This is a genomic window from Ramlibacter sp. bp-362 (genome assembly GCF_054956735.1).
In genome coordinates this window covers 126,423-145,504 of sequence record NZ_JBUDXE010000008.1, presented here as the reverse complement: position 1 = coordinate 145,504, position 19,082 = coordinate 126,423, and the positions used below count along the sequence as shown (strand labels likewise).

At 72.0% G+C, this 19,082-nt stretch carries 24 protein-coding genes; 11 read left to right on the top strand and 13 right to left on the bottom strand.

Annotated features, from left to right (window positions below; translation table 11 throughout):
- Positions 1-49 precede the first annotated feature (49 nt).
- Positions 50-325, bottom strand: a complete 276-nt coding sequence (locus ACY0MJ_RS13435) for a KTSC domain-containing protein (RefSeq protein ID WP_462638976.1) — start codon at positions 323-325, stop codon at positions 50-52.
- A gap of 105 nt (positions 326-430) precedes the next feature.
- Here ACY0MJ_RS13435 and ACY0MJ_RS13430 point away from each other — a divergent pair, with 105 nt between their 5' ends.
- Positions 431-1,363: a LysR family transcriptional regulator gene (locus tag ACY0MJ_RS13430; protein WP_462638975.1), complete on the top strand. Its 933-nt coding sequence runs from the start codon at positions 431-433 to the stop codon at positions 1,361-1,363.
- Here the strand turns inward: ACY0MJ_RS13430 and wrbA are convergent.
- Together wrbA and ACY0MJ_RS13420 are read right to left on the bottom strand one after the other, a co-directional pair.
- The gene (gene wrbA, locus ACY0MJ_RS13425; RefSeq protein ID WP_462638974.1) at positions 1,360-1,962 is read right to left on the bottom strand and encodes an NAD(P)H:quinone oxidoreductase; all 603 of its coding nucleotides are present in this window, start codon (positions 1,960-1,962) and stop codon (positions 1,360-1,362) included. The two genes, ACY0MJ_RS13430 and wrbA, sit on opposite strands and share 4 nt — an antisense overlap.
- Before the next feature lie 178 nt (positions 1,963-2,140).
- Entirely contained in the window at positions 2,141-3,016 is an 876-nt protein-coding gene (locus tag ACY0MJ_RS13420) for a pirin family protein (RefSeq protein WP_462638973.1), read from the bottom strand.
- Between the two features lie 157 nt (positions 3,017-3,173).
- On the opposite strand from ACY0MJ_RS13420, the gene ACY0MJ_RS13415 reads away from it, so the two are divergent.
- Entirely contained in the window at positions 3,174-3,857 is a 684-nt protein-coding gene (locus ACY0MJ_RS13415) for a hypothetical protein (protein WP_462638972.1), read from the top strand.
- Here the strand turns inward: ACY0MJ_RS13415 and ACY0MJ_RS13410 are convergent.
- Both ACY0MJ_RS13410 and ACY0MJ_RS13405 read right to left on the bottom strand, forming a co-directional pair.
- Complete coding sequence (locus tag ACY0MJ_RS13410) at positions 3,831-5,063, bottom strand: MFS transporter (RefSeq protein WP_462638971.1); 1,233 nt, start codon at positions 5,061-5,063, stop codon at positions 3,831-3,833. The two genes, ACY0MJ_RS13415 and ACY0MJ_RS13410, sit on opposite strands and share 27 nt — an antisense overlap.
- Positions 5,064-5,162: 99 nt before the next feature.
- Positions 5,163-6,434, bottom strand: a complete 1,272-nt coding sequence (locus ACY0MJ_RS13405) for a BaiN/RdsA family NAD(P)/FAD-dependent oxidoreductase (protein WP_462638970.1) — start codon at positions 6,432-6,434, stop codon at positions 5,163-5,165.
- A 109-nt stretch (positions 6,435-6,543) separates the two neighbouring features.
- Between ACY0MJ_RS13405 and ACY0MJ_RS13400 the strand changes: the two genes are divergently transcribed.
- Complete coding sequence (locus ACY0MJ_RS13400; RefSeq protein ID WP_462638969.1) at positions 6,544-6,918, top strand: nuclear transport factor 2 family protein; 375 nt, start codon at positions 6,544-6,546, stop codon at positions 6,916-6,918.
- A 46-nt stretch (positions 6,919-6,964) separates the two neighbouring features.
- On the opposite strand, the gene arfB is transcribed toward ACY0MJ_RS13400, so the two are convergent.
- From arfB to ACY0MJ_RS13385, 3 genes are read right to left on the bottom strand one after another with little or no spacing between them, the layout of a single operon-like run.
- Positions 6,965-7,363: an alternative ribosome rescue aminoacyl-tRNA hydrolase ArfB gene (arfB, locus tag ACY0MJ_RS13395; protein WP_462638968.1), complete on the bottom strand. Its 399-nt coding sequence runs from the start codon at positions 7,361-7,363 to the stop codon at positions 6,965-6,967.
- A gap of 4 nt (positions 7,364-7,367) precedes the next feature.
- Positions 7,368-8,756 carry an ATP-dependent RNA helicase DbpA gene (gene dbpA / locus ACY0MJ_RS13390; protein ID WP_462638967.1) on the bottom strand — a complete coding sequence of 463 codons (1,389 nt, stop codon included), beginning with the start codon at positions 8,754-8,756 and terminating at the stop codon, positions 7,368-7,370.
- A 49-nt stretch (positions 8,757-8,805) separates the two neighbouring features.
- Complete coding sequence (locus ACY0MJ_RS13385) at positions 8,806-9,102, bottom strand: hypothetical protein (RefSeq protein WP_462638966.1); 297 nt, start codon at positions 9,100-9,102, stop codon at positions 8,806-8,808.
- A gap of 48 nt (positions 9,103-9,150) precedes the next feature.
- Between ACY0MJ_RS13385 and ACY0MJ_RS13380 the strand changes: the two genes are divergently transcribed.
- Positions 9,151-9,450: a copper-binding protein gene (locus ACY0MJ_RS13380; RefSeq protein WP_462638965.1), complete on the top strand. Its 300-nt coding sequence runs from the start codon at positions 9,151-9,153 to the stop codon at positions 9,448-9,450.
- Here ACY0MJ_RS13380 and ACY0MJ_RS13375 read toward each other — a convergent pair.
- Complete coding sequence (locus ACY0MJ_RS13375; protein ID WP_462638964.1) at positions 9,416-9,853, bottom strand: DUF1810 domain-containing protein; 438 nt, start codon at positions 9,851-9,853, stop codon at positions 9,416-9,418. The genes ACY0MJ_RS13380 and ACY0MJ_RS13375 overlap by 35 nt on opposite strands.
- Positions 9,854-10,011: 158 nt before the next feature.
- On the opposite strand from ACY0MJ_RS13375, the gene ACY0MJ_RS13370 reads away from it, so the two are divergent.
- From ACY0MJ_RS13370 to ACY0MJ_RS13360, 3 genes are read left to right on the top strand one after another with little or no spacing between them, the layout of a single operon-like run.
- Positions 10,012-10,833, top strand: a complete 822-nt coding sequence (locus tag ACY0MJ_RS13370) for a YiiX/YebB-like N1pC/P60 family cysteine hydrolase (RefSeq protein WP_462638963.1) — start codon at positions 10,012-10,014, stop codon at positions 10,831-10,833.
- A 25-nt stretch (positions 10,834-10,858) separates the two neighbouring features.
- Positions 10,859-11,077: a hypothetical protein gene (locus tag ACY0MJ_RS13365; RefSeq protein ID WP_462638962.1), complete on the top strand. Its 219-nt coding sequence runs from the start codon at positions 10,859-10,861 to the stop codon at positions 11,075-11,077.
- A 6-nt stretch (positions 11,078-11,083) separates the two neighbouring features.
- Positions 11,084-11,395 (top strand): ATPase with chaperone activity, encoded by a 312-nt coding sequence (locus ACY0MJ_RS13360; RefSeq protein WP_462638961.1) that lies wholly within the window; start codon positions 11,084-11,086, stop codon positions 11,393-11,395.
- Here the strand turns inward: ACY0MJ_RS13360 and ACY0MJ_RS13355 are convergent.
- Complete coding sequence (locus ACY0MJ_RS13355; protein ID WP_462638960.1) at positions 11,392-12,279, bottom strand: LysR family transcriptional regulator; 888 nt, start codon at positions 12,277-12,279, stop codon at positions 11,392-11,394. The two genes, ACY0MJ_RS13360 and ACY0MJ_RS13355, sit on opposite strands and share 4 nt — an antisense overlap.
- A gap of 86 nt (positions 12,280-12,365) precedes the next feature.
- Between ACY0MJ_RS13355 and ACY0MJ_RS13350 the strand changes: the two genes are divergently transcribed.
- Positions 12,366-13,106: a sulfite exporter TauE/SafE family protein gene (locus ACY0MJ_RS13350; protein WP_462638959.1), complete on the top strand. Its 741-nt coding sequence runs from the start codon at positions 12,366-12,368 to the stop codon at positions 13,104-13,106.
- A gap of 52 nt (positions 13,107-13,158) precedes the next feature.
- Positions 13,159-14,142 (top strand): LLM class flavin-dependent oxidoreductase, encoded by a 984-nt coding sequence (locus ACY0MJ_RS13345; protein ID WP_462638958.1) that lies wholly within the window; start codon positions 13,159-13,161, stop codon positions 14,140-14,142.
- Here ACY0MJ_RS13345 and ACY0MJ_RS13340 read toward each other — a convergent pair.
- The 3 genes from ACY0MJ_RS13340 to ACY0MJ_RS13330 form a co-directional block, all read right to left on the bottom strand.
- Positions 14,139-15,131 carry a M14 family metallopeptidase gene (locus ACY0MJ_RS13340; protein WP_462638957.1) on the bottom strand — a complete coding sequence of 331 codons (993 nt, stop codon included), beginning with the start codon at positions 15,129-15,131 and terminating at the stop codon, positions 14,139-14,141. The genes ACY0MJ_RS13345 and ACY0MJ_RS13340 overlap by 4 nt on opposite strands.
- Entirely contained in the window at positions 15,128-16,096 is a 969-nt protein-coding gene (locus tag ACY0MJ_RS13335; protein ID WP_462638956.1) for a Bug family tripartite tricarboxylate transporter substrate binding protein, read from the bottom strand. Before ACY0MJ_RS13335 ends, ACY0MJ_RS13340 begins: the two co-directional genes overlap by 4 nt.
- A gap of 94 nt (positions 16,097-16,190) precedes the next feature.
- Entirely contained in the window at positions 16,191-17,081 is an 891-nt protein-coding gene (locus ACY0MJ_RS13330; protein ID WP_462638955.1) for a LysR family transcriptional regulator, read from the bottom strand.
- 50 nt (positions 17,082-17,131) lie between these two features.
- On the opposite strand from ACY0MJ_RS13330, the gene ACY0MJ_RS13325 reads away from it, so the two are divergent.
- Both ACY0MJ_RS13325 and fghA read left to right on the top strand, forming a co-directional pair.
- Entirely contained in the window at positions 17,132-18,241 is a 1,110-nt protein-coding gene (locus ACY0MJ_RS13325) for an S-(hydroxymethyl)glutathione dehydrogenase/class III alcohol dehydrogenase (RefSeq protein ID WP_462638954.1), read from the top strand.
- Complete coding sequence (fghA, locus tag ACY0MJ_RS13320; protein ID WP_462638953.1) at positions 18,241-19,074, top strand: S-formylglutathione hydrolase; 834 nt, start codon at positions 18,241-18,243, stop codon at positions 19,072-19,074. Before ACY0MJ_RS13325 ends, fghA begins: the two co-directional genes overlap by 1 nt.
- Positions 19,075-19,082: the final 8 nt, after the last annotated feature.

Below are 19,082 nucleotides of genomic sequence, written 5' to 3'. Positions count from 1 at the left end.
CGCGCCTGCGTCAATGATGCAGCGGAGCGGCGCGGCGCGGGGCGCCGGCCTATTCGTCCGCGTCGCCGAACAGGTCGCGCAGGGTCTTGCCCTCGCCCGGGGCCGCGCCGGATTTCCGGGGCGTGCCCTTCGGGTACTCCTCGGCGATTCGGTCTTCCCAGTAGGTCGTGGGATTCGGCGCGCTGCCGAGGCGGCGGAACACTTCGTCGGGCACGTGCTTGTAGGCGAGCACGGTCCCGTTGTCCCAGTGGAGGTCCAGCTGGCGCGTGGCAGGGTCGTACTCCGCCTTGCGGATGCGGCCCGTGGTGAAGGTCTTGGTGATCATGGCGGGCTCCGGAGGACGGAGCGCACAAGATAGCACCGCGCGCACGCGCGTGCCCGCGCCTGGGTCGACCGATAATCCCCCGTCGAATCGCAGAGGTGTCCCCGGATGGATCGTCTTCAGTCCATGCGCGTGTTCCAGCAGGTGGTGGACGAAGGCGGCTTCGCCGCCGCGGCGCGCAAGCTGGACCTGGCGCCGGCCGTCGTCACGCGGCTGGTGAACGATCTCGAGAAGCACCTCGGTGGCCGCCTGCTCCAGCGCACGACGCGGCGCCTGTCCTTGACGCAGGCGGGCGAGGCCTACCTGGAACGCGTGCGCACCATCCTCGCGCAGATCGACGACGCCGACGCGATGGTGCAGTCGCAGACGCACGAAATGCGCGGCACGGTGCGGGTGCTCGCGCCGCCGGTCGCGGCCACGCACATGCTGGCGCCCGCGATCATCGGCTTCCAGCGCCTGCATCCGGCCGTGCGCGTGGACGTGCACGTCGAGGACTCGCCCGATCCGGCCGTGCACGAATACGACCTGGCGGTCCTGAACAGCAACGCCAACATCGCTTCCGACGTGATCGCCCGGCCGGTCGTGCTGAGCCTGGCGGTGTTCTGCGCTTCACCCGCCTACCTGGAGCGGCACGGCGAACCGGCCGAGCCGGACGAACTGCTGCGGCACCGCTGCCTGCGCCTGCGCACGCCCGGCGCGCGGCTGGGGCCGATGCGCCTGCTGGACCCGACACGGGAAGACAGCGTGCTGGAACTGGACGTGCCGGCCGTGCTGACCGCCAACCACACCGACACGCTGCTGCGCGCCACGCTGGAAGGCGGCGGCATCAGCAGCCAGCCGCTGGACCTGCTGGCGCCGCTGCTGAAGGCCGGCCTGTTGCGGCGCGTGCTGTCGCCCTGGATCACCGCGCGCCTGAGCCTCGTGGCGGCCCTCCCGAGCCGCGAGTACATGCCCGCGCGCACGCGGGCCTTCCTGGACTACCTCGTGGACCACTCCCGGCAGGCGATCCAGGGGCTCGGGATCGACCTGCCGCAGCCTTAGCCGGCCAGCTTCTTCGCGATCTCGGCCACGTGCCGGCCCTGGAACTGGGCCATGCCGAGCTCCTGCGCGCTCGGCATGCGCTCGCCCTGGCCGCCCGCGATGGTGGATGCGCCGTAGGGGCTGCCGCCCTTGATCTCGTCGATGCCCATCTGCCGCTGCTCGGCATACGGCAGGCCGACCACGACCATGCCGTGGTGCAGGAGCGTCGGGATGAAGGTGAGGATGGTGCTTTCCTGGCCGCCGTGCTGCGTGGCCGACGACGTGAACACGGAGCCCACCTTGCCCACCAGCTTGCCCTGCGCCCACAGGCCGCCGGTCTGGTCGATGAAGTTGCGCATCTGCGCCGTGACGTTGCCGAAGCGCGTGGGCGAGCCGAAGATGATCGCGTCGTAGTCGGCCAGTTCGGCCGGTTGCGCGACGTCCGCCGCCTGGTCGGCCTTGCCGCCGGCGGACTTGAACACGTCGGCAGGGACGGTTTCGGGGACCCGCTTGAGGTCGACGGTCACGCCGGGCACGCCGCGCGCGCCTTCGGCAACGGCCTGCGCCATCGCCTCGATGTGCCCGTAGAAGCTGTGATAGAGGACGAGAACCTTCGCCATGGTCGAATCTCCTTTTCTGGATTGTTGAAGTCGGTGCGTGGAACGCGGTCTTCGCGCTGCGGGCCGCGGCGCGGCCATGCGAAGTGCATGGAACGATTGTGGACGCCGGACCGGCTCCGAAAAACCGTCCCGGCGTCCATGCGGCGTTGCTGGAATGGCAACGATCGCCCGGCGCGCCTCACTGCATGCGGCCGAACCTGCCGCCGTTGAAGTCCTCGATCGCCTGCACGATCTCGGCCTGGCTGTTCATCACGAACGGCCCGTAGCCCACCACCGGCTCGGCGATGGGCTCGCCGGCCAGCAGCAGCAGCTTGGCGTCGCCGTTCGCCTCGATGCGGATCTCGCTGCCTTCGTGCGAGAGCGTCGCCATCTGCGCCGGCCGCAGCACGGCCTCGCCGTTGACTTCCACCGTTCCGTCCAGCACCACCAGCAGGCTGGTCCAGCCTTCGGGCTGCGCGAGCGACACAGTGCGGCCCGCGTCGACGCGCACGTCCCACACGTTCATGGGCGTGAAGGTGCGGGCCGGGCCGCGCGCCTCGCCGAAGCCGCCGGCGATCACGCGGACCTGGCCGGCCGACGCGCCGGCGGCATCGGACAGCGGCACCACGGGGATGTCGGCGTTCGTGATCGCCTGGTAGCCGGGCGGCGCCATCTTGTCCTTCGCCGGCAGGTTGACCCACAGCTGCACCATCTCGAAGGGGCCGCCGGTGCGGGCGAACTCCGCCGAGTGGAACTCCTCGTGCAGGATGCCGGCGCCGGCCGTCATCCACTGCACGTCGCCGCGGCCGATGACGCCGCCCTGCCCCGTGGAGTCGCGATGCTCCACCTCGCCCTCGTAGACCATGGTGACGGTCTCGAAGCCGCGGTGCGGATGCTGGCCCACGCCGCGGCGCGCGCTGGTCGGCTCGAAGCGCGTGGGCGCGGCATAGTCCAGCAGCAGGAAGGGGCTGCGTTCCGCGGCGCCGGCGTTGTAGCCGAACATGCCATGCACGGGAAAGCCGTCGCCCACCCAGTGGCGGTTCGGCGCGTCGCGCGTGGACAGGATCTTCTTCATGCATGCTCCTTGTGTGGCGCGGGACGCGACACGCATCCCGCGTCGTTTCAGATGGGGCCGGACGGCGCCGGATAAAGCACGGTGCCCGCAACACACCGTCCCATGGCCGGGACGCATACACTCGCGGCGGCTCGTCATTGAAGGGAGGACTCCGGCCATGTTCATCGGTCATTTCGCGCTCGGCTTCGCCGCCAGGAAGGCGGCACCGCGCCTGTCGCTCGGCACGGCGTTCCTCGGCGCGCAGTTCCTGGACCTGCTGTGGCCCACGCTGCTGCTGGCCGGGCTCGAGTCCGTGCGCATCGCGCCGGGCGCCAGCGGCGTGACGCCGCTCGCCTTCGAGCACTATCCGCTGTCGCACAGCCTGCTCGCCGCGCTCGCGTGGTCCGTGGTCGTCGGCGGGCTCTACCTCGCCGCGCGCGGCAAGCCGCGCGCCGCGCTCGTCGTGGGCCTGCTGGTCCTGAGCCACTGGCTGCTCGACGCGCTGGTGCACGTGCCCGACCTGCCCGTGGCGCCGGGGCTCGACACGGTGGTGGGCCTCGGCCTCTGGAATTCTCTGCCGGCGACGCTGGCCGTGGAAGTGGCGCTGTTCGCCGCCGGCGTCGCGCTCTATGCCGGCGACACGCGCCCGCAGGACGGCGTCGGCCGCTGGGGGCTCGTGGGACTCGTGGCGCTGCTGCTGGTGATCTACGCCGGCAACCTGTTCGGCCCGCCGCCGCCGAACACGACCGCCATCGCCTGGGTGGGACAGGCGCAGTGGCTGCTCGTGGCCTTCGGCTACTGGGTCGACGCCCATCGCGCGCCGCGCGCCTTCGCCTCAGGGCGCGGCTTCTTCGCCGCCTGATTCCTCCGGCGGCCGCACGCCCCGGAAGGCGGCGAGCAGCAGCAGGTCGTACACGATCTTCAGCGCGCCGCCGGCCACCAAGGGCCAGCCGAAGGCGGAGAGTCCCAGCAGGTAGCCCGCGAGCGCGGGACTCAGCGCCGCTGCCAGGCTGCGCGGCACCGAGGTGAGGCTCGCCGCGGCGGGGCGCTCCGGCGGCGTGACAATCGCCATCACGTAGGAGCTGCGCGTCGGCACGTCCATCTGCGACAGCGCGCTGCGCACCAGCAGCAGCGCGATCACCCAGGCGACTTCCCGGCAGAAGGGAATGGCCAGCAGGCACAGGCTGGAAGGCAGGTGCGTGTAGACCATCGTGCGGACCAGGCCGATGCGCCGCGCAATGCGCACGGCCACGAGGTAGGAGAACGCGGTGAGCACGCCGGTCCAGAAGAACAGCGTGCCGGCCGCCGCGATGGAGAGGCCGAAACGCTGGAACAGCCACAGCGCGATCAGCGACTGGACGAGGAAGCCGCCGCCGAACGCGTCGAGGCTGAACAGCGAGGCGAGCAGGACCACCTTGCGGCGGGACGGCCCGAGCACCGAGCGCACGCCGTCCGCAACCTCGGCGTGCCGCCGCGGCAGGCCGCGATAGACGAGCGCGGCGGCCAGCGCCAGCGCCGCATACAGCAGGAACATCGCCTGCACCGCGGCGGGCAGGTCCAGCCGCAGGCGTTGCGCCAGGAGGGCCGGCAGGCCCGCGGCCAGCGCACCGCACGCGCCGGCGAGGCTGCCCACCAGGCTGTAGCGCGCGAAGGCGGAGGTCCGCTCGCGCGGGGTGACGCTGGACGACAGCAGCGCGTGCTCCAGCGGCAGGAACACGCTGACGTCACCGGCCGACGGATTGATGGTGCCGGCCAGCGCCACCAGCATCAGCGGCCAGAAGCCTTCGAGCGACGCGAGCGCCAGGCCGGTGCCGGCCATGAGCGCGGTGGCGGCGAGCAGCAGCGTGCGCCAAGGGGTGCGGCCGGCCTGCGCGCCGACGGCGAGGGTCAGCGCACCCGAGCCGAGCAGCGTCGTGGTGGCGATGCAGCCGACCTGGAAGGGCGTGAAGCCCAGGTGCAGCAGGTGGATCGGCAGCAGCAGGCTGACGAAGCCATCCGCGAAGCCGCGCAAGGCCTTGGCCGCCAGCAGGCGGTCCACGTCGTTCCAGTGTCGGGGAGAGAGGTGCAAGTCGCGCTCCTTGCGGGCTCGTGCCCGTCGGGAGCAGAACTTGGAGGCGGGCGCCTCTTGGGGCGCGGGGAGTCTGCCGGTGTCCCCGCGTCCGGAATTCTAGTCGCGCGCCGCCGCTGCGGAGCGCAGCCAGCGCGCCGCACCCTGCCCCGCCATGCGGCCCGTCGCCAGGCAGGCCGTGAGCAGGTAGCCGCCGGTGGGCGCTTCCCAGTCGAGCATCTCGCCGGCGCAGAACACGCCCGGCAGCGCGCGCAGCATGGTGTTCTCGTCCAGGGCCTCCAGGCACACGCCACCGGCGGTGCTGATGGCTTCCTCCACCGGACGCGGGCGCGCCAGCGGAACGGGGAGCGCCTTCAGCGCCGCGGCCAGCGCCGCGGGGTCGGCCAGTTGCGCCGGCGACAGCAGCTCGTGCAGCAGCGCCGACTTGATGCCGGCGATGCCGAGGCGGCTCTTCAGGTGCGTCGCCAGGCTGCGCGGACCGCGCGGGTGCGTCACTTCGGCCAGCACCTGCGCGGCGCCGCGCTGCGGCAGCAGGTCGATGAGCCACGTCGCCTGGCCCTGGGCTTCGATCGCGTCGCGCAGCGGCGCGGCGAAGGCGTAGACCAGGCTGCCTTCGATGCCGGTGTCGGTCAGCACGAACTCGCCCTGGATGCTTTCTTCGGGGGCCTGCGACGGCAGGCGCGCCGCCACGGGCTTCACCGGCTGGCCGGCGAAGCGCTCGCGCAGGAAGTCGCTCCATCCCGCGGCGCCGGGCCGCGTGGGCTGCACGTCGAAGCCGCAGTTGGCCGGCCGCAGCGGCGCGAGCGCCACGCCGCGCGCCGCGAGCCACGGCGCCCAGGCGCCGTCCGACCCGAGCCGCGGCCAGCTCGCGCCGCCGAGCGCGAGCACGGTGCCATCGGCGTGGTGGGCGACCGTTCCCTGGGGTGTCGCGAAAACCAGGTCGCCGCTTTCGTCCTGCCACCCGGTCCAGCGATGCCGCGTGTGCACGCGCACGCCGGCTTCGCGCAGCCGGTGCAGCCAGGCGCGCAGCAGCGGCGCCGCCTTCAGGCCGACCGGGAACACGCGGCCCGAGGTGCCGACGAAGGTCTCGATGCCGAGGCCCGCCGCCCATTGGCGCACGGCCTCGGGGCCGAAGGCGGTGAGCGCCTCGCGCAGGTCGGCGCTACGTGCGCCGAAGCGCGCGAGGAAGCGCGAGGCGTCCTCGGAATGCGTCAGGTTGAGGCCGCCGCGGCCGGCCAGCAGGAACTTGCGGCCGACGGAGGGCATGGCATCGAACAGGTCGACGGCCACGCCCTCGCGGGCCAGCACCTCGGCCGCCATCAATCCGGCCGGGCCGCCGCCGACGACGGCGCAGGAAGGAGAAGAGCTCACCGCGCGATTGTCCGCCGGATGCGCCTCGCATGACCTGCGAGGTCATGGACCGGCAGGCGGGGGCCTCGAAGAATGGCTCCATCGATTTCCCAACCACAAGGAGTCCCGCATGAACATCCCCGCACTCGAGAAGATGGTCGACACGCATCTCGCCGCCTACTGCGAGCCCGACGCGGCCCGCCGCATGGCGCTGATCCGCGAGAGCTGGAGCGAAGGCGCGCGCCTGGTCGACCCGCCGCTGGAATCGGCCGGACACGCCGGCATCTCGGACCAGGCCGCGACCCTGCTCGCGCAGTTCCCGGGCCACCGCTTCGAGCGCAGCACGGCGCTCGACGCGCACCACCAGTTCGTGCGCTACGGCTGGCGGCTCGTGAACCCGGCGGGCGAAGCCGTGCTCGCGGGCGTGGACTTCATGGACCTGGACGTCGATGGACGCATCGGGCGCGTCGTGGGGTTCTTCGGCGAGCAGCCGGCCGCGCTCTGAAGCCCTCACCCCAGCCCTCTCCCGCGAGCGGGAGAGGGAGCAGGGATCAGTCGTCGATCTTGCGGCGGGCGGCCTTCAGCTCGGAGCGGATGGCCTTGCCCTGCAGGCGGCGCTGCTTCGAGGCATAGGTCGGCTTCGTCGGCCGGCGCACCGGCTGCACCTGCGAAGCTTCCGCGACGATGGCCTCCAGCCGCGCGAGGGCGGCCGCCTTGTTCTGTTCCTGGCTGCGGGCCGACTGCGCCTTCAGCACCAGGATGCCGTCCTTGCTCACCCGCCGTCCCGGCAAGGCGAGCAGGCGCTCCTTCACGTCCTCCGGCAGCGAGGACGCGCGGATGTCGAAGCGCAGGTGCACCGCGCTCGACACCTTGTTGACGTTCTGCCCACCGGGCCCCTGCGCCCGCATCGCGGTGAACTCGACTTCCTCCTCGCGCACCAGCGCCGCCATCGCCTCAGTCCTTCAGCAGGCGCGCCTTGACGCTGCGCCCCTTGATGCGGTTCAGGCGCGCCACCAAGTCGTCGGCGATGCCGCGCGCGACGGCCACGTAGGTGGCGAACTCGTTGATGTCGATCTTGCCCACCTGCTCGCGGGTGTAGCCCAGGTCCGCCGTCAGCGCGCCCAGCACGTCGCCGGCGCGGATCTTTTCCTTGCGCCCCGCCTGGATGTGCACGGTCGCCATCGCCGGCAGCAGGCGGCCGCCCGGCGCCGGGGTGAGTTCGGCGAGGGCGTGCCAGGTGGACTCGCGTCCCTGCAGCTGCTCGATGCGGCCGACGGCACCCATCTCGTCCAGGCTCGCGAGGCTCAGGGCCAGGCCCGTTTCGCCGGCCCGGCCGGTGCGGCCGATGCGGTGCACGTGCACCTCGGGGTCCGGCGCCACGTCGACGTTGATCACCGCGGCGAGGCCGGCGACGTCCAGGCCGCGCGCGGCGACGTCGGTCGCGACCAGCACCGAGCAGCTGCCGTTGGCGAAGCGCACCAGCACCTGGTCGCGGTCGCGCTGCTCCAGGTCGCCGTGCAGCGCGAGCGCCACGTAGCCCTGTGCCTGCAGCAGTTCCGCCAGTTCGCGGCAGCGCGCCCGCGTGTTGCAGAAGGCGAGCGTGCTGGCCGGGCGGAAGTGCTCCAGCAGGCGGGCCACCGTCAGCAGGCGCTGCGACTCGGTGACCTCGTACCAGCGCTGCTGGATCTGCTCGCCGCCGTGCTGCGCCTCCACCTTCACCGTGACGGGATCGCGCAGGAACTGCGCCGCGAGCTTCGCGATGCCTTCCGGATAGGTCGCGGAGAACAGCAGCGTCTGCCGCCGCGCCGGGCATTGGCGCGCGACCCGTGCGATGTCGTCGACGAAGCCCATGTCGAGCATGCGGTCCGCTTCGTCGAGCACCAGCGTCTTCAGCTCGCCGAGCTGCAGGTTGCCGCGGTCCAGGTGGTCCAGCACGCGGCCGGGCGTGCCGACGACGACGTGGGTGCCGGCCGCGAGGCTGGTGGCCTGGCCGCGCAGCGGCACGCCGCCCGCGAGCGCGGTGACCTTCACGTTGTCCTCGGCGCGCGCGAGGCGCCGGATCTCGGTGGTGACCTGGTCGGCCAGCTCGCGCGTGGGGCACAGCACCAGCGCCTGCACGGCGAAGCGGCGCGCGTCGAGGCTCGCCAGCAGCGCCAGCGCGAAGGCGGCGGTCTTGCCGCTGCCAGTCTTGGCCTGCGCGATCAGGTCCTTGCCGGCCAGGGCCGCGGGCAGGCTGGCGGCCTGGATGGGCGTCATCTCGAGATAGCCGAGGCGGCGCAGGTTCTCCAGCGCGGCGGCAGGAAGCGGAAGCGAGGCGAAGCTCGTCGAGGGTTGCGGGGACATGCGCGATCATTCCACAGCGGCGCGAGGGCGGGCGCGCGGCCGCGCGCGGCTATTTCGCCTTTTCCGCCAGCTGGATCACCACCATCCCCGCCAGCACCAGCAGCGCGGCGACGGCGAAGCCGACGGGCCCTTCCGGCACGAACCAGGTCGGATACTGCGGATAAGCCTCGGCCAGTGTGTGCAGCGTGGAGAGCCCGGCCTGCGCGCGCTCCCCGTTGACGGCCACCAGGCCGATCCTGCCGAACAGCGCGGCGAGCACGAGCACGCCGCCGGCGAGGAACAGCGCCTTGCCGATCGCCGTGGCGCGCTTCGGCGCGCGGGCGATGAGGGAGCGGAGCCATTGCATGGGGCGAGACTCTATCGCAGGCGGCGCGCCGGTCCGCTATCCTCGGGCATGCGCGAACTGATCCTGGCCCTCGTGGCGTCCGCACTCTGGATGGGCCAGGCCTGGGCCGACCCGGTGTACACGCAAGGCGAGTTCCGCTCCGCGTCGCAGGAGAAGGACGGGCGCCGCTACGCGCACATCAAGCTGGCCCCCGAACGCAAGATCCCGTTCTCCACCCTCAGCTACCGCGTGCTCGACCCGGCGCTGCTCGAAGGCATGAAGCCCGGCGCCCGCGTCGAGTTCCTCGCGGAGCGGCGCGACGGCGAGAACGTGCTCACGGCGATCCGGCTCCGAGCAGGCCGGCCGTGAGCGGGTCCGCCTCGCCGGCGAAGAATTTCTCCAGGCAGGCGCGGAACTGCGGGTGCTGCGGCGCCACGTGTGCAAAAAGCGTCAGGCACGAGCGCAGCTTCATCGCGTCGATGCTGCCGAAGATCGCGACGGCGTCGTGCTCCGGCACCTGCAGCAGGATCTCGCAGCATTCCACGAGGCGCGCACCCAGCACCGGGTGCGCGATGTACGCGCGGGCTTCGTCCGCGTCGCGCAGGCCGTAGAACTTCGCGGTGGCGCTGCGTCCCAGCGCCTCCAGTTGCGGGAAGATGAACCACATCCAGTGGCTCGTCTTGCGCCCGGCCCGCAGTTCGCCCTGGACCTCGGTCCAGACGGGGGATTGCGCTTCGACGAAGCGCTCGAGTGCGTCCGCTTCCTTGCCCATGTCGTGCCTCGCGCGCCGCCAGCATAGTCCCGTGCACGCCGAATGGGGCGCCAAGGCCGCCGCCGGTCGGCAGGAAACGCAGGCGCCGCTGGTGGCGTCTATATGCTCGGCCCGTCGCCCGCACGCCCGAGTCCCCCATGCCCGTTCCCCTTCCCCCCTTGTTCACCGCCGCCCGGCGCTGGATCGGCGCCCGCCTGGGCGCCTACCTGAGCAAGACGGTCCCCGGCGCCAGCACCGCCGCCGCGACCGACACCGCGAAGCTGCTCGCCTGCCTGCAGCCGGGCGACGTGTTGCTGGTGGAGGGCCACAGCCGCATCAGCGGCGCGATCAAGTACCTGACGCAGTCCACCTGGTCGCACGCCGCGCTGTACACGGGCCAGCCGGTCGGCGGCGTCGATGCGCGCGGCCTGGAGCGCTCCTTCGTCGAGGCCGACCTGCAGGAAGGCGTGCGGGCCGTCAGCGTGGCCGAATTCGAGGGGCTGCATTGCCGCATCTGCCGGCCCGTGGGCCTGAGCGCGGCGGAGATCGCCACCGTCATCGGCTACGTCACCGCGCGGCTGGGCTACCGGTACGACCTGCGCAACGTCTTCGACCTGGCGCGCTACCTGTTCCCCACGCCGCCCGTGCCGCAGCGCTGGCGCCGCCGCATGATCGCGCTGGGCAGCGGCGACCCCACGCGCGCGATCTGCTCCACCCTGATCGCGTCGGCCTTCCAGTCCGTGCGCTACCCGATCCTGCCGCAGATCGAGGCGCTGCCTTCCAGCGACCCGCATTGCGTCGGCTGCATCGAGCACATCCTGCACGTGCGTCACCACAGCCTCTACGTCCCCCGCGACTTCGACGTATCGCCCTACTTCGAGGTGGTCAAGCCGACGCTCGCCTTCGGGTTCAACCACCACCTCCTACGCTGGGATGACGACATTGCGCAACTCCAACCCATCGGAGTGGAGGGACAGCCGGCCGGGGAGGCGGCGGTTTAGCGGGTTTTCCCTGACAATCGGGCCGATGCAGAACAAAGACGGATCGGCCACGCTGGCCGAAGCAGAGATCCACATCGTGCTCGAGGACGAAGCCGAGCTCACCGCCAAGGAACTGGCGCAGGAGCGCAAGGCGGCCATCGAGGAACACAAGCGCAAGGCCTGGCTCGGCCATACCCCGGCGGAACTCGCCGGCCGCATCCCCGTTTCCGTGTTCGCCCTGGGCAACCACCTCTCCAACGCCTGAGCGGCAGTGGACGATCCCAACCAGATCGAAGTCCCTCCCTCGTTCCTCGCCTTGTTCACCGCGCCCGGCGGCCATCGCCTGGTGGCACCCATGGGCGCGGTGCGCGAGCGCTACGAGCTGTGCGAAGACCTGGCGCAGATGCTCTGCGAACAGGCCTCCACGGCGGCCTTCCGCTCCGGCGCGCCCGAAGGCGAAGTGCTGGCCGGCATGCAGGCGGCGCTGTCCGCCGAAGACGGCCCCTTGCAAGGCAGCGAACCCGGCTGGGTGGTGACGCGCATCGCCGAACTCCTGGGCTGGGAAGGGCCGGCCGCCGGCTAGGCGCGCCAGGCGCGGCGGATCCGCTCCACCAGCTCCGCCCGCGAGGCATCCCCGCCTTCCGGCCTGCACACGAGCAGGCGCCGGCCAGCCCAAGGGTCTTCCAGGGCGATGCACGCGACGCCGGCCGCGTCCGCATCCGCGGGCACCACCGCCCGGGGCAGCACCGTCACGCCCAGCCCGCCGGCGACCAGGCGCAGCACGCCCGCGAGCGCCGGATAGCTGACGCGCGGGACGATCGGCGTGCCCAGCGCGATGGCGCGCATCTGCAGGTGCGCCGACAAGGCGCCCTGCTCGCCCCAGGCCACCCAGGGCTGCGCGAGCGCTTCGCGGAAGGCCACGGCCGGCCGCGCCGCGAGCGCATGCGTGCTCGCGATCACCAGCACCAGCGGATCGGGCCCGAGGTCCTGCGCGACCAGCCCGCGGGTCTCCACCGCGTCGGAGACGATGCCCACGTCGGCGGCGCCCGATCGCAGCGCCTGCACGGTCGCCTCGCTGGCGCTCTCGCGCACGAGGAGGGGCCGGCCGCCTGGCGCAGGCTCGTTTTCGAGCAACGCATCCGCCAACGGCCGCGCGAGCGCCGAGCTGTTCGCCAGCAGCACGGTGCGCCGCGGCGCGTCGCCGTGCGCCTGCAGCAGGTCGCGCTGCAGGCGCTGCACCTGCTCGAACACGAGGCGCGCATGCGCGGCGAGCACCTCGCCGGCCGCCGTGGGCACGACGCCGCGTGCCCGCCGCTCCAGCAGCATGATCCCGCACGACGCCTCGAGGCTGCGCATGCGCGCGCTCACGGCCGCCAGCGTCAGGTGCGCGCGCGCCGCCGCGGCGGTCATGCTCCCCGCCTCGCACACGTGCAGGAAGATCCGCAGGTCCGTCCACTCGAAGCGCATGGCGCGGATTATCGGCAGCGCCCCGCGCGCGAGCCTCAATCAAAGATGGATGGTGGCCGGCGCGCGGACCCGCCACACTGCGGTGCATGGGCCAGGCACACCTCCAGGAAATCATGCTGGTGGGCGGCGTCTTCTTCGCCGCCGGACTCGTCAAGGGCACGCTGGGCATGGGCCTGCCGACGCTCGCGATGGGCCTGCTGGGGCTGGCGATGCCCGTGGCGCAGGCGGCGGCGCTGATCACCCTGCCCTCGCTGGTGACCAACGTGTGGCAGGCCTGCGCCGGCCGCGCCTTGCGCGTCCTGCTCGCGCGCCTGTGGAGCATGCTCGCCGGCATCGCGGCAGGCGTCGCCATTGCGGCCTGGCTGCCCTGGCACGAACCGGGCTTCGCCCGCCTGCTGCTGGGCGCGTGCCTGCTGGCGTATGGCGTCTCGGGCTGGGCCGGCTGGCGGCTGCCCGTGGTCCCCGAGCGCTGGCAGCACGCGACCGGTGCGGTCGCGGGCGCGCTCACCGGTGTCGTCACCGGCGTGACGGGCGTGTTCGTGCTGCCGGCGGTGCCCTACCTGCAGTCGCTGCAACTGGACCGGCATGCCTTGCCGCAGGCGCTGGCGCTCGCGTTCACGACGGCGACGCTCGCGCTCGCGGCGCTGCTGGCGGTGCGCGGGGACCTGGGCATGGCAGCGTCGCTGGGCTCGGCGCTCGCGCTCGTGCCGGCGCTGCTGGGCATGTTCGTGGGACAGAAGCTGCGCGACGGCATGAGCGAGGCGGCCTTCCGGCGCTGCTTCTTCGGCGGGCTGGTGCTGCTGGGCGCGTGGCTGACGGCGGGATGACGCAGCGCGAGGGCGCGGTTGCACGAGCGCGTTCCGCCCCAAAATGCGTCGGATGTCCATCGCGCTTTCCGTCCTCGACCTCGCTCCCATCACCGAGGGCAGCGACGCCTCGACTTCCTTCCGGCGCTCGCTGGAGCTGGCCCAGCAGGCGGAGCGGCTCGGCTATCGCCGCTTCTGGCTGGCCGAGCACCACGGCATGCCCGGCATCGCCAGCGCCGCGACGGCGGTGCTGATCGGCCACATCGCCGGCGGCACGCGCACCATCCGCGTCGGGGCCGGCGGCATCATGCTGCCCAACCACTCGCCGCTGGTGATCGCGGAGCAGTTCGGCACGCTGGAGGCGCTCTACCCCGGCCGCATCGACCTGGGACTCGGCCGCGCGCCCGGTTCCGACCAGGCGACCTCGCGCGCCTTGCGACGCGACCTGGCCAGCCACCCCGACGCCTTCCCGCAGGACGTGGTGGAACTGCTGGACTTCCTCTCCGACGAGCCGCGGCAGTCGGTGCAGGCCGTGCCGGGCAAGGGCGCCAAGGTGCCCGTGTGGATCCTCGGCTCCAGCCTGTTCGGCGCGCGTCTTGCCGCGATGCTGGGCCTGCCCTATGCCTTCGCATCGCACTTCGCCCCGGCGCAGATGATGCAGGCCATCGCCCTGTACCGCGAAGAGTTCCGGCCTTCGGCGCAACTCGCCAGGCCCTACGTCATGCTGGGCTTCAACGTCTTCGCGGCCGACAGCGACGAGCAAGCGCAGCTGCTCGCGACCTCGACGCAGCAGGCCTTCGTCAACCTGCGCACCGGCCGCCCCTCGAAGCTGCCGCCGCCGGTGCCCGGCTATCTGGAGGGCCTGCCCCCGCAGGCGCGGGCGATGCTGGACGACGTGCTGTCCTGCAGCGCCATCGGCGCGCCGGACACGGTGCGGCAGGCACTGCACGCTTTCGTCGAGAGGACCGGCGCGGACGAGCTGATGGTGACGTCGCAGGTCTTCGACCACGCGGCGCGGTTGCGGTCGTACGAGATCGCGGCGGAAGCGGCGCGCTAGGCGGCAACCGGCTGGAGGACTTCCTCCAGAGAGCGCCGCCGCGCATAACGCACCACGGTGACCCCGGCGCGCGCCTGGCGCGTGGAAGGCATCACGAGCACGCAGTCGTCGAACGGCGTCTTCACCCACTCGCCGCCGTTGCGGCCGATCACCGTGCCAGCCCGCGGAACGATCTCGAGGGGCTGCCAGGTGCGGACGAAGCTGAAGCTCTCGTCCTTCGCCACCACGGCCCCGTTCACCTCCAGCACGACCTGCTCCTCCGCTGCCGGGGCCTGCCAGCCCGGCAGGACGGCCTCCAGCGCCTGCGGCGCGACCGCACCGGTCTCGCGCAGGAACCGCGAGCACATGTCGCGCGCCACGGCGATCGAGGACGGGTCGCCATGGAAGCCGCACTCGATCAACAGCGCGGTGCGCGCGTCGGGGGCATCGTCCGGCACCCCGAACCGGCCGAAGTCCCGCATGCGCACCCCGTCGGCGTGGCCCGCATCGCGCACGATGTGGGCCACGCCCCGCAATGCCCGCGCGAACGCGATGCCCCGACGATGCGGCCCTGCGAGCAGCAAGGCCGGCCCCGGCTCGTGCATCGAATGCAGGTCGAGCAGCCAGTCCGCGCGTTCGACGAAGGGCCGCAGGCTGGCGGCACGGACGCGCTCGACGGAATCCGCCCGCGCGAGACGCCGATCCGACCACTGGCGGTTCATGTCCTCGTCGACGAAGCGCGACGCGTCATGGTCGGCCGGATCGAAGCGGTCGAAGGCGGCGAGGTTGCAGAAGGCCAGCGTGAGGGCCCCGCGCCGCGGGCGCAGCCCGGCTTCCAGCAGGCCTCGCACCGCCCAGGCGCCGCACAGCTCGTTGCCGTGGACCAGGCAGGTGATCATGACCACGGGCCCCGGCGCGTCGGCCTCGAAATGCCAGACCCCTTCGACGCCGGTGTTGCCGTCGCGCCAGGCGCCGAGCGCCGGCCGGTCGATGGCAAAGGGCGCGCTCATTCCTTGATCTTCGCGAAGTCCGCGATCCGCTGGTACTTGGCGTCTTCGCTGTCCAGGAAGCGCTCCATGTCGACGTCGGCGGGTGCGATCCTGGAGCCGGCGTCCTCCAGCCGCTTCCTGAACTCGGGCGCGCGGAGCACGCCGGCGAGCGCCGTCCTGAGCTTCGCCGCCACGGGTTGCGGCAACCCCGGCGGCGCCATCAGGGCGAACCACACCGAGATGTCCATGTCCTTCAGCGCGGGATGCTCCGCCAGCGCGGGAATGTCGGGGGCCGAAGCGGATCGCTGCTTCTCGGTCAGCCCGAGCGCGACGACCTTGCCGCCCCGGATGTGCGGCAGGCCGCTGGACAGCACGAAGACGCCGAAATCCAGCGAACCACCGATCAGGTCGGTCGTGAGCGGCGCGACGCCGCGGTACGGCACGTGCGTGAGGGAGATGCCGGCCTGCTGCTTGACCATCTCGCCGGCCAGGTGCAGCGCCGTGCCCACGCCCGAGCTTCCGTAGCTGTAGCGGCCGGGATGGGCACGTGCGGCCTTGAGGAAGTCGTCCACCGTCCGGACGCCGGAGCGCCTGGAGGCGACCAGTACCATGGGCTGGTAGGCGACCAGGCCGACCGGCGTGAAGTCCTTGTAGCTGTACTTGACGCTGGAGGAGACGAGGCGGCTGATCGCGATCTCGTTGTTCGCGCCCAGCAGCAGCGTGTAGCCGTCGGGGGCGGCCCGCGACACCTTCTGGGCCGCGATCGCGCCGCCGGCCCCGCTGGCGTTCTCCACGATCACGGTCGCCCCGAGTTGCTTCGCCAGCTGGTCGGCGACGGCGCGGCCCGTGAGGTCCGTGCTGCCGCCGGGCGGGTAGCCCACGACCACGGTGATCGGGCGGTCGGGGAAGCCGTCGCCTTGGGCGGACGCGGCCGGGGCGAGCGCGCAGAGGAGCGGAAGGAACCAGAGTCGGCGAAGGGTCTGCATGGCGGTCTCCTGTTGTGGCGGCCGATGGTGGGCCGCGCACCACCGAAGCCGGAAACCGTTTCGGCACCGCATGATGCCGATCGTGCATCGCGCCTCAGGCGCTGTCGACCGCCGACCACATGGATTCCGCCACCGGGCCCAGGCGCCGCTTCGGCCGGGCGACACGGACCTCGAAGCCGATCTGGAGCGACTTGCCCCCGAACGGAACGAGGCGCCCGGCCTTCGCCGCCCCGACCGCCAGCGACCAGGGCAGCCACGCGACCCCGAGGCCCTTGAGCGTGTATTCGAGCAGGGCATCGGGCGAATCCGATTCGAGCACCTGCACCAGCCGCGGCGCCTCGGCGTGATTGACCAGGTGGTCCCGCACGAGCCGGCCCAGCGCCAGCTTCTCCGCATAGGCGAGATAGGGCGCCGGCTTCGCGGCCGCCTGCCCTTCGCCCGCCTCGAGCAGGCCCGGCTTCACCATCGGCACGAGCTTGTCGTTCGCCAGCGTCCGCTGCAGGAACTGCGCGGAATTCAGGCGCAGCGCGATGAGTGGGTGGTGGTACGCGATCATGAATTCCGCTTCGCCCTGTTCCAGCCACTTCAGGGTCTCGGCCATCGAGCCCGTGCGCACGCGCAGGTCGGCAGCGCCGGTCTTGCGCCGCACGCGCGCCAGCCAGTCCGCGGCGAGCGTGCGCGCAAGCGTCCGCCCCGCGACCAGCGTGACCGCTTCGCGCGAGCCGCCATGCAGGCCCTTCAGCTCGTCGCGCGCCTGGGCCATCGCCTGCACGGCTTCGACCGCGTACTGCAGCAGCCGCTCGCCCGCGGGCGTGAGCGCCACGGGCGCGCGGCTGCGCAGCACCAGCGCCGTGCCGGCCCATTGCTCGAGCATGCGGATCCTCCGGCCGAACGCCGGCTGCGTCAGGTGGCGCCGCTCCGCGGCCCGGCTGAAGCTGCGGGTTTCGGAGAGCGCTAGCAGGTCTTCGAGCCAGGCGGTCTGCATGGGGGCATTCTAGGAAGGGCGAGAATGCCGCTTCACAACGGAGGTCCATCATGAAGTCTCGCGCCGCCGTCGCTTTTGCCGCCGGACAACCGCTGCAAGTCGTCGAAATCGACGTCGCCCCGCCCCGCAAGGGCGAGGTGCTGGTGAAGATCACCCACACCGGCGTCTGCCACACCGACGCCTTCACCCTCTCGGGCGACGATCCCGAGGGCCTGTTCCCCGCCGTCCTGGGCCACGAGGGCGCGGGCATCGTCATGGAAGTCGGCGAGGGCGTGACGAGCGTCAAGCCCGGCGACCACGTGATTCCCCTGTACACGGCCGAATGCGGCGAGTGCCTGTTCTGCAAGAGCGGCAAGACCAACCTGTGCGTGGCCGTGCGCGCGACGCAGGGCAAGGGCGTGATGCCGGACGGCACGAGCCGCTTCTCGTACAACGGGCAACCCGTGTACCACTACATGGGCTGCTCCACGTTCAGCGAGTACACGGTGGTCGCCGAGGTCTCGCTCGCGAAGATCGATCCCCAGGCCAACCCCGAGCAGGTGTGCCTGCTGGGCTGCGGCGTCACCACCGGCCTGGGGGCCGTGAAGAACACGGCGAAGGTGCAGGAAGGCGACAGCGTCGCCGTGTTCGGCCTGGGCGGCATCGGGCTCGCCGTGATCCAGGGCGCGAAGCTGGCGAAGGCCGGCCGCATCATCGCCATCGACACCAATCCCGCCAAGTTCGACCTGGCGCGCACCTTCGGCGCCACGGACTGCGTCAATCCCAAGGACCACGACAAGCCGATCCAGCAGGTGATCGTGGAGATGACGGGCTGGGGCGTGGACCACTCGTTCGAGTGCATCGGCAACGTCAACGTGATGCGCGCGGCGCTGGAATGCGCGCACCGCGGCTGGGGGCAGTCGGTGATCATCGGCGTGGCGGGCGCGGGCCAGGAGATCTCCACGCGTCCCTTCCAGCTCGTGACGGGCCGGCGCTGGCTGGGCACGGCGTTCGGCGGCGTCAAGGGACGCAGCCAGCTGCCGGGGATGGTGCGCGATGCGATGGAGGGCCGCATCCAGCTCGCGCCCTTCGTCACGCACACGATGCCGCTCACGGACATCAACACGGCCTTCGACCTGATGCACGAAGGCAAGTCCATCCGCTCGGTGGTGCACTACTGATGGAACGCGTCGAACAGCACGCCAGCTTCGGCGGCCGGCAGGAGGTGTGGAAGCACGCCTCCGCCGTGCTCGGCTGCGACATGAAGTTCGGCATCTACCTGCCCGGGCCCGCGCTGCGCGGCGAAGCCTGCCCGGTGCTCTACTGGCTTTCCGGGCTGACCTGCACCGAGCAGAACTTCATCACCAAGGCCAACGCGCAGGAGCATGCGGCCCGCCACGGGATCATCGTCGTGGCGCCGGACACCAGCCCGCGCGGCGAGGGGGTGGCCGACGACCCGGCCTACGACCTCGGCCAGGGCGCGGGCTTCTACCTGAACGCCACCCAGGCGCCCTGGGCCGCGCACTACCGCATGCAGGACTACGTCGCGCAGGAGCTGCCGCAGCTGGTCGAGGCGCACTTCGCCACGACGCAGGCGCGCGCGGTCTCGGGCCACTCGATGGGCGGGCACGGCGCGCTCGTGACGGCGCTGCGCCATCCGGGCCGCTACCGCAGCGTCTCGGCCTTCTCGCCCATCGTCGCGCCCTCGCAGGTGCCCTGGGGCAGGAAGGCCTTCACGGCCTACCTCGGCGACGACGCCGCGGCCTGGCAGGAATGGGACGCGGTGGAACTGGTGCGGCGCGCGCAGGAGCGCCTGCCGCTGCTGGTCGACCAGGGCGGCGCCGACGAATTCCTGGAGCCGCAGCTGCGGCCCGAGCTGCTGCAGGCCGCCTGCGCGGCGGCGGGCCACCCGCTGACGCTGCGCGTGCAGCCGGGCTACGACCACAGCTACTACTTCATCGCCAGCTTCCTCGGCGAGCACTTCGCGCACCACGCGGCGGCGCTGCGCGGCTGAGGGCACGG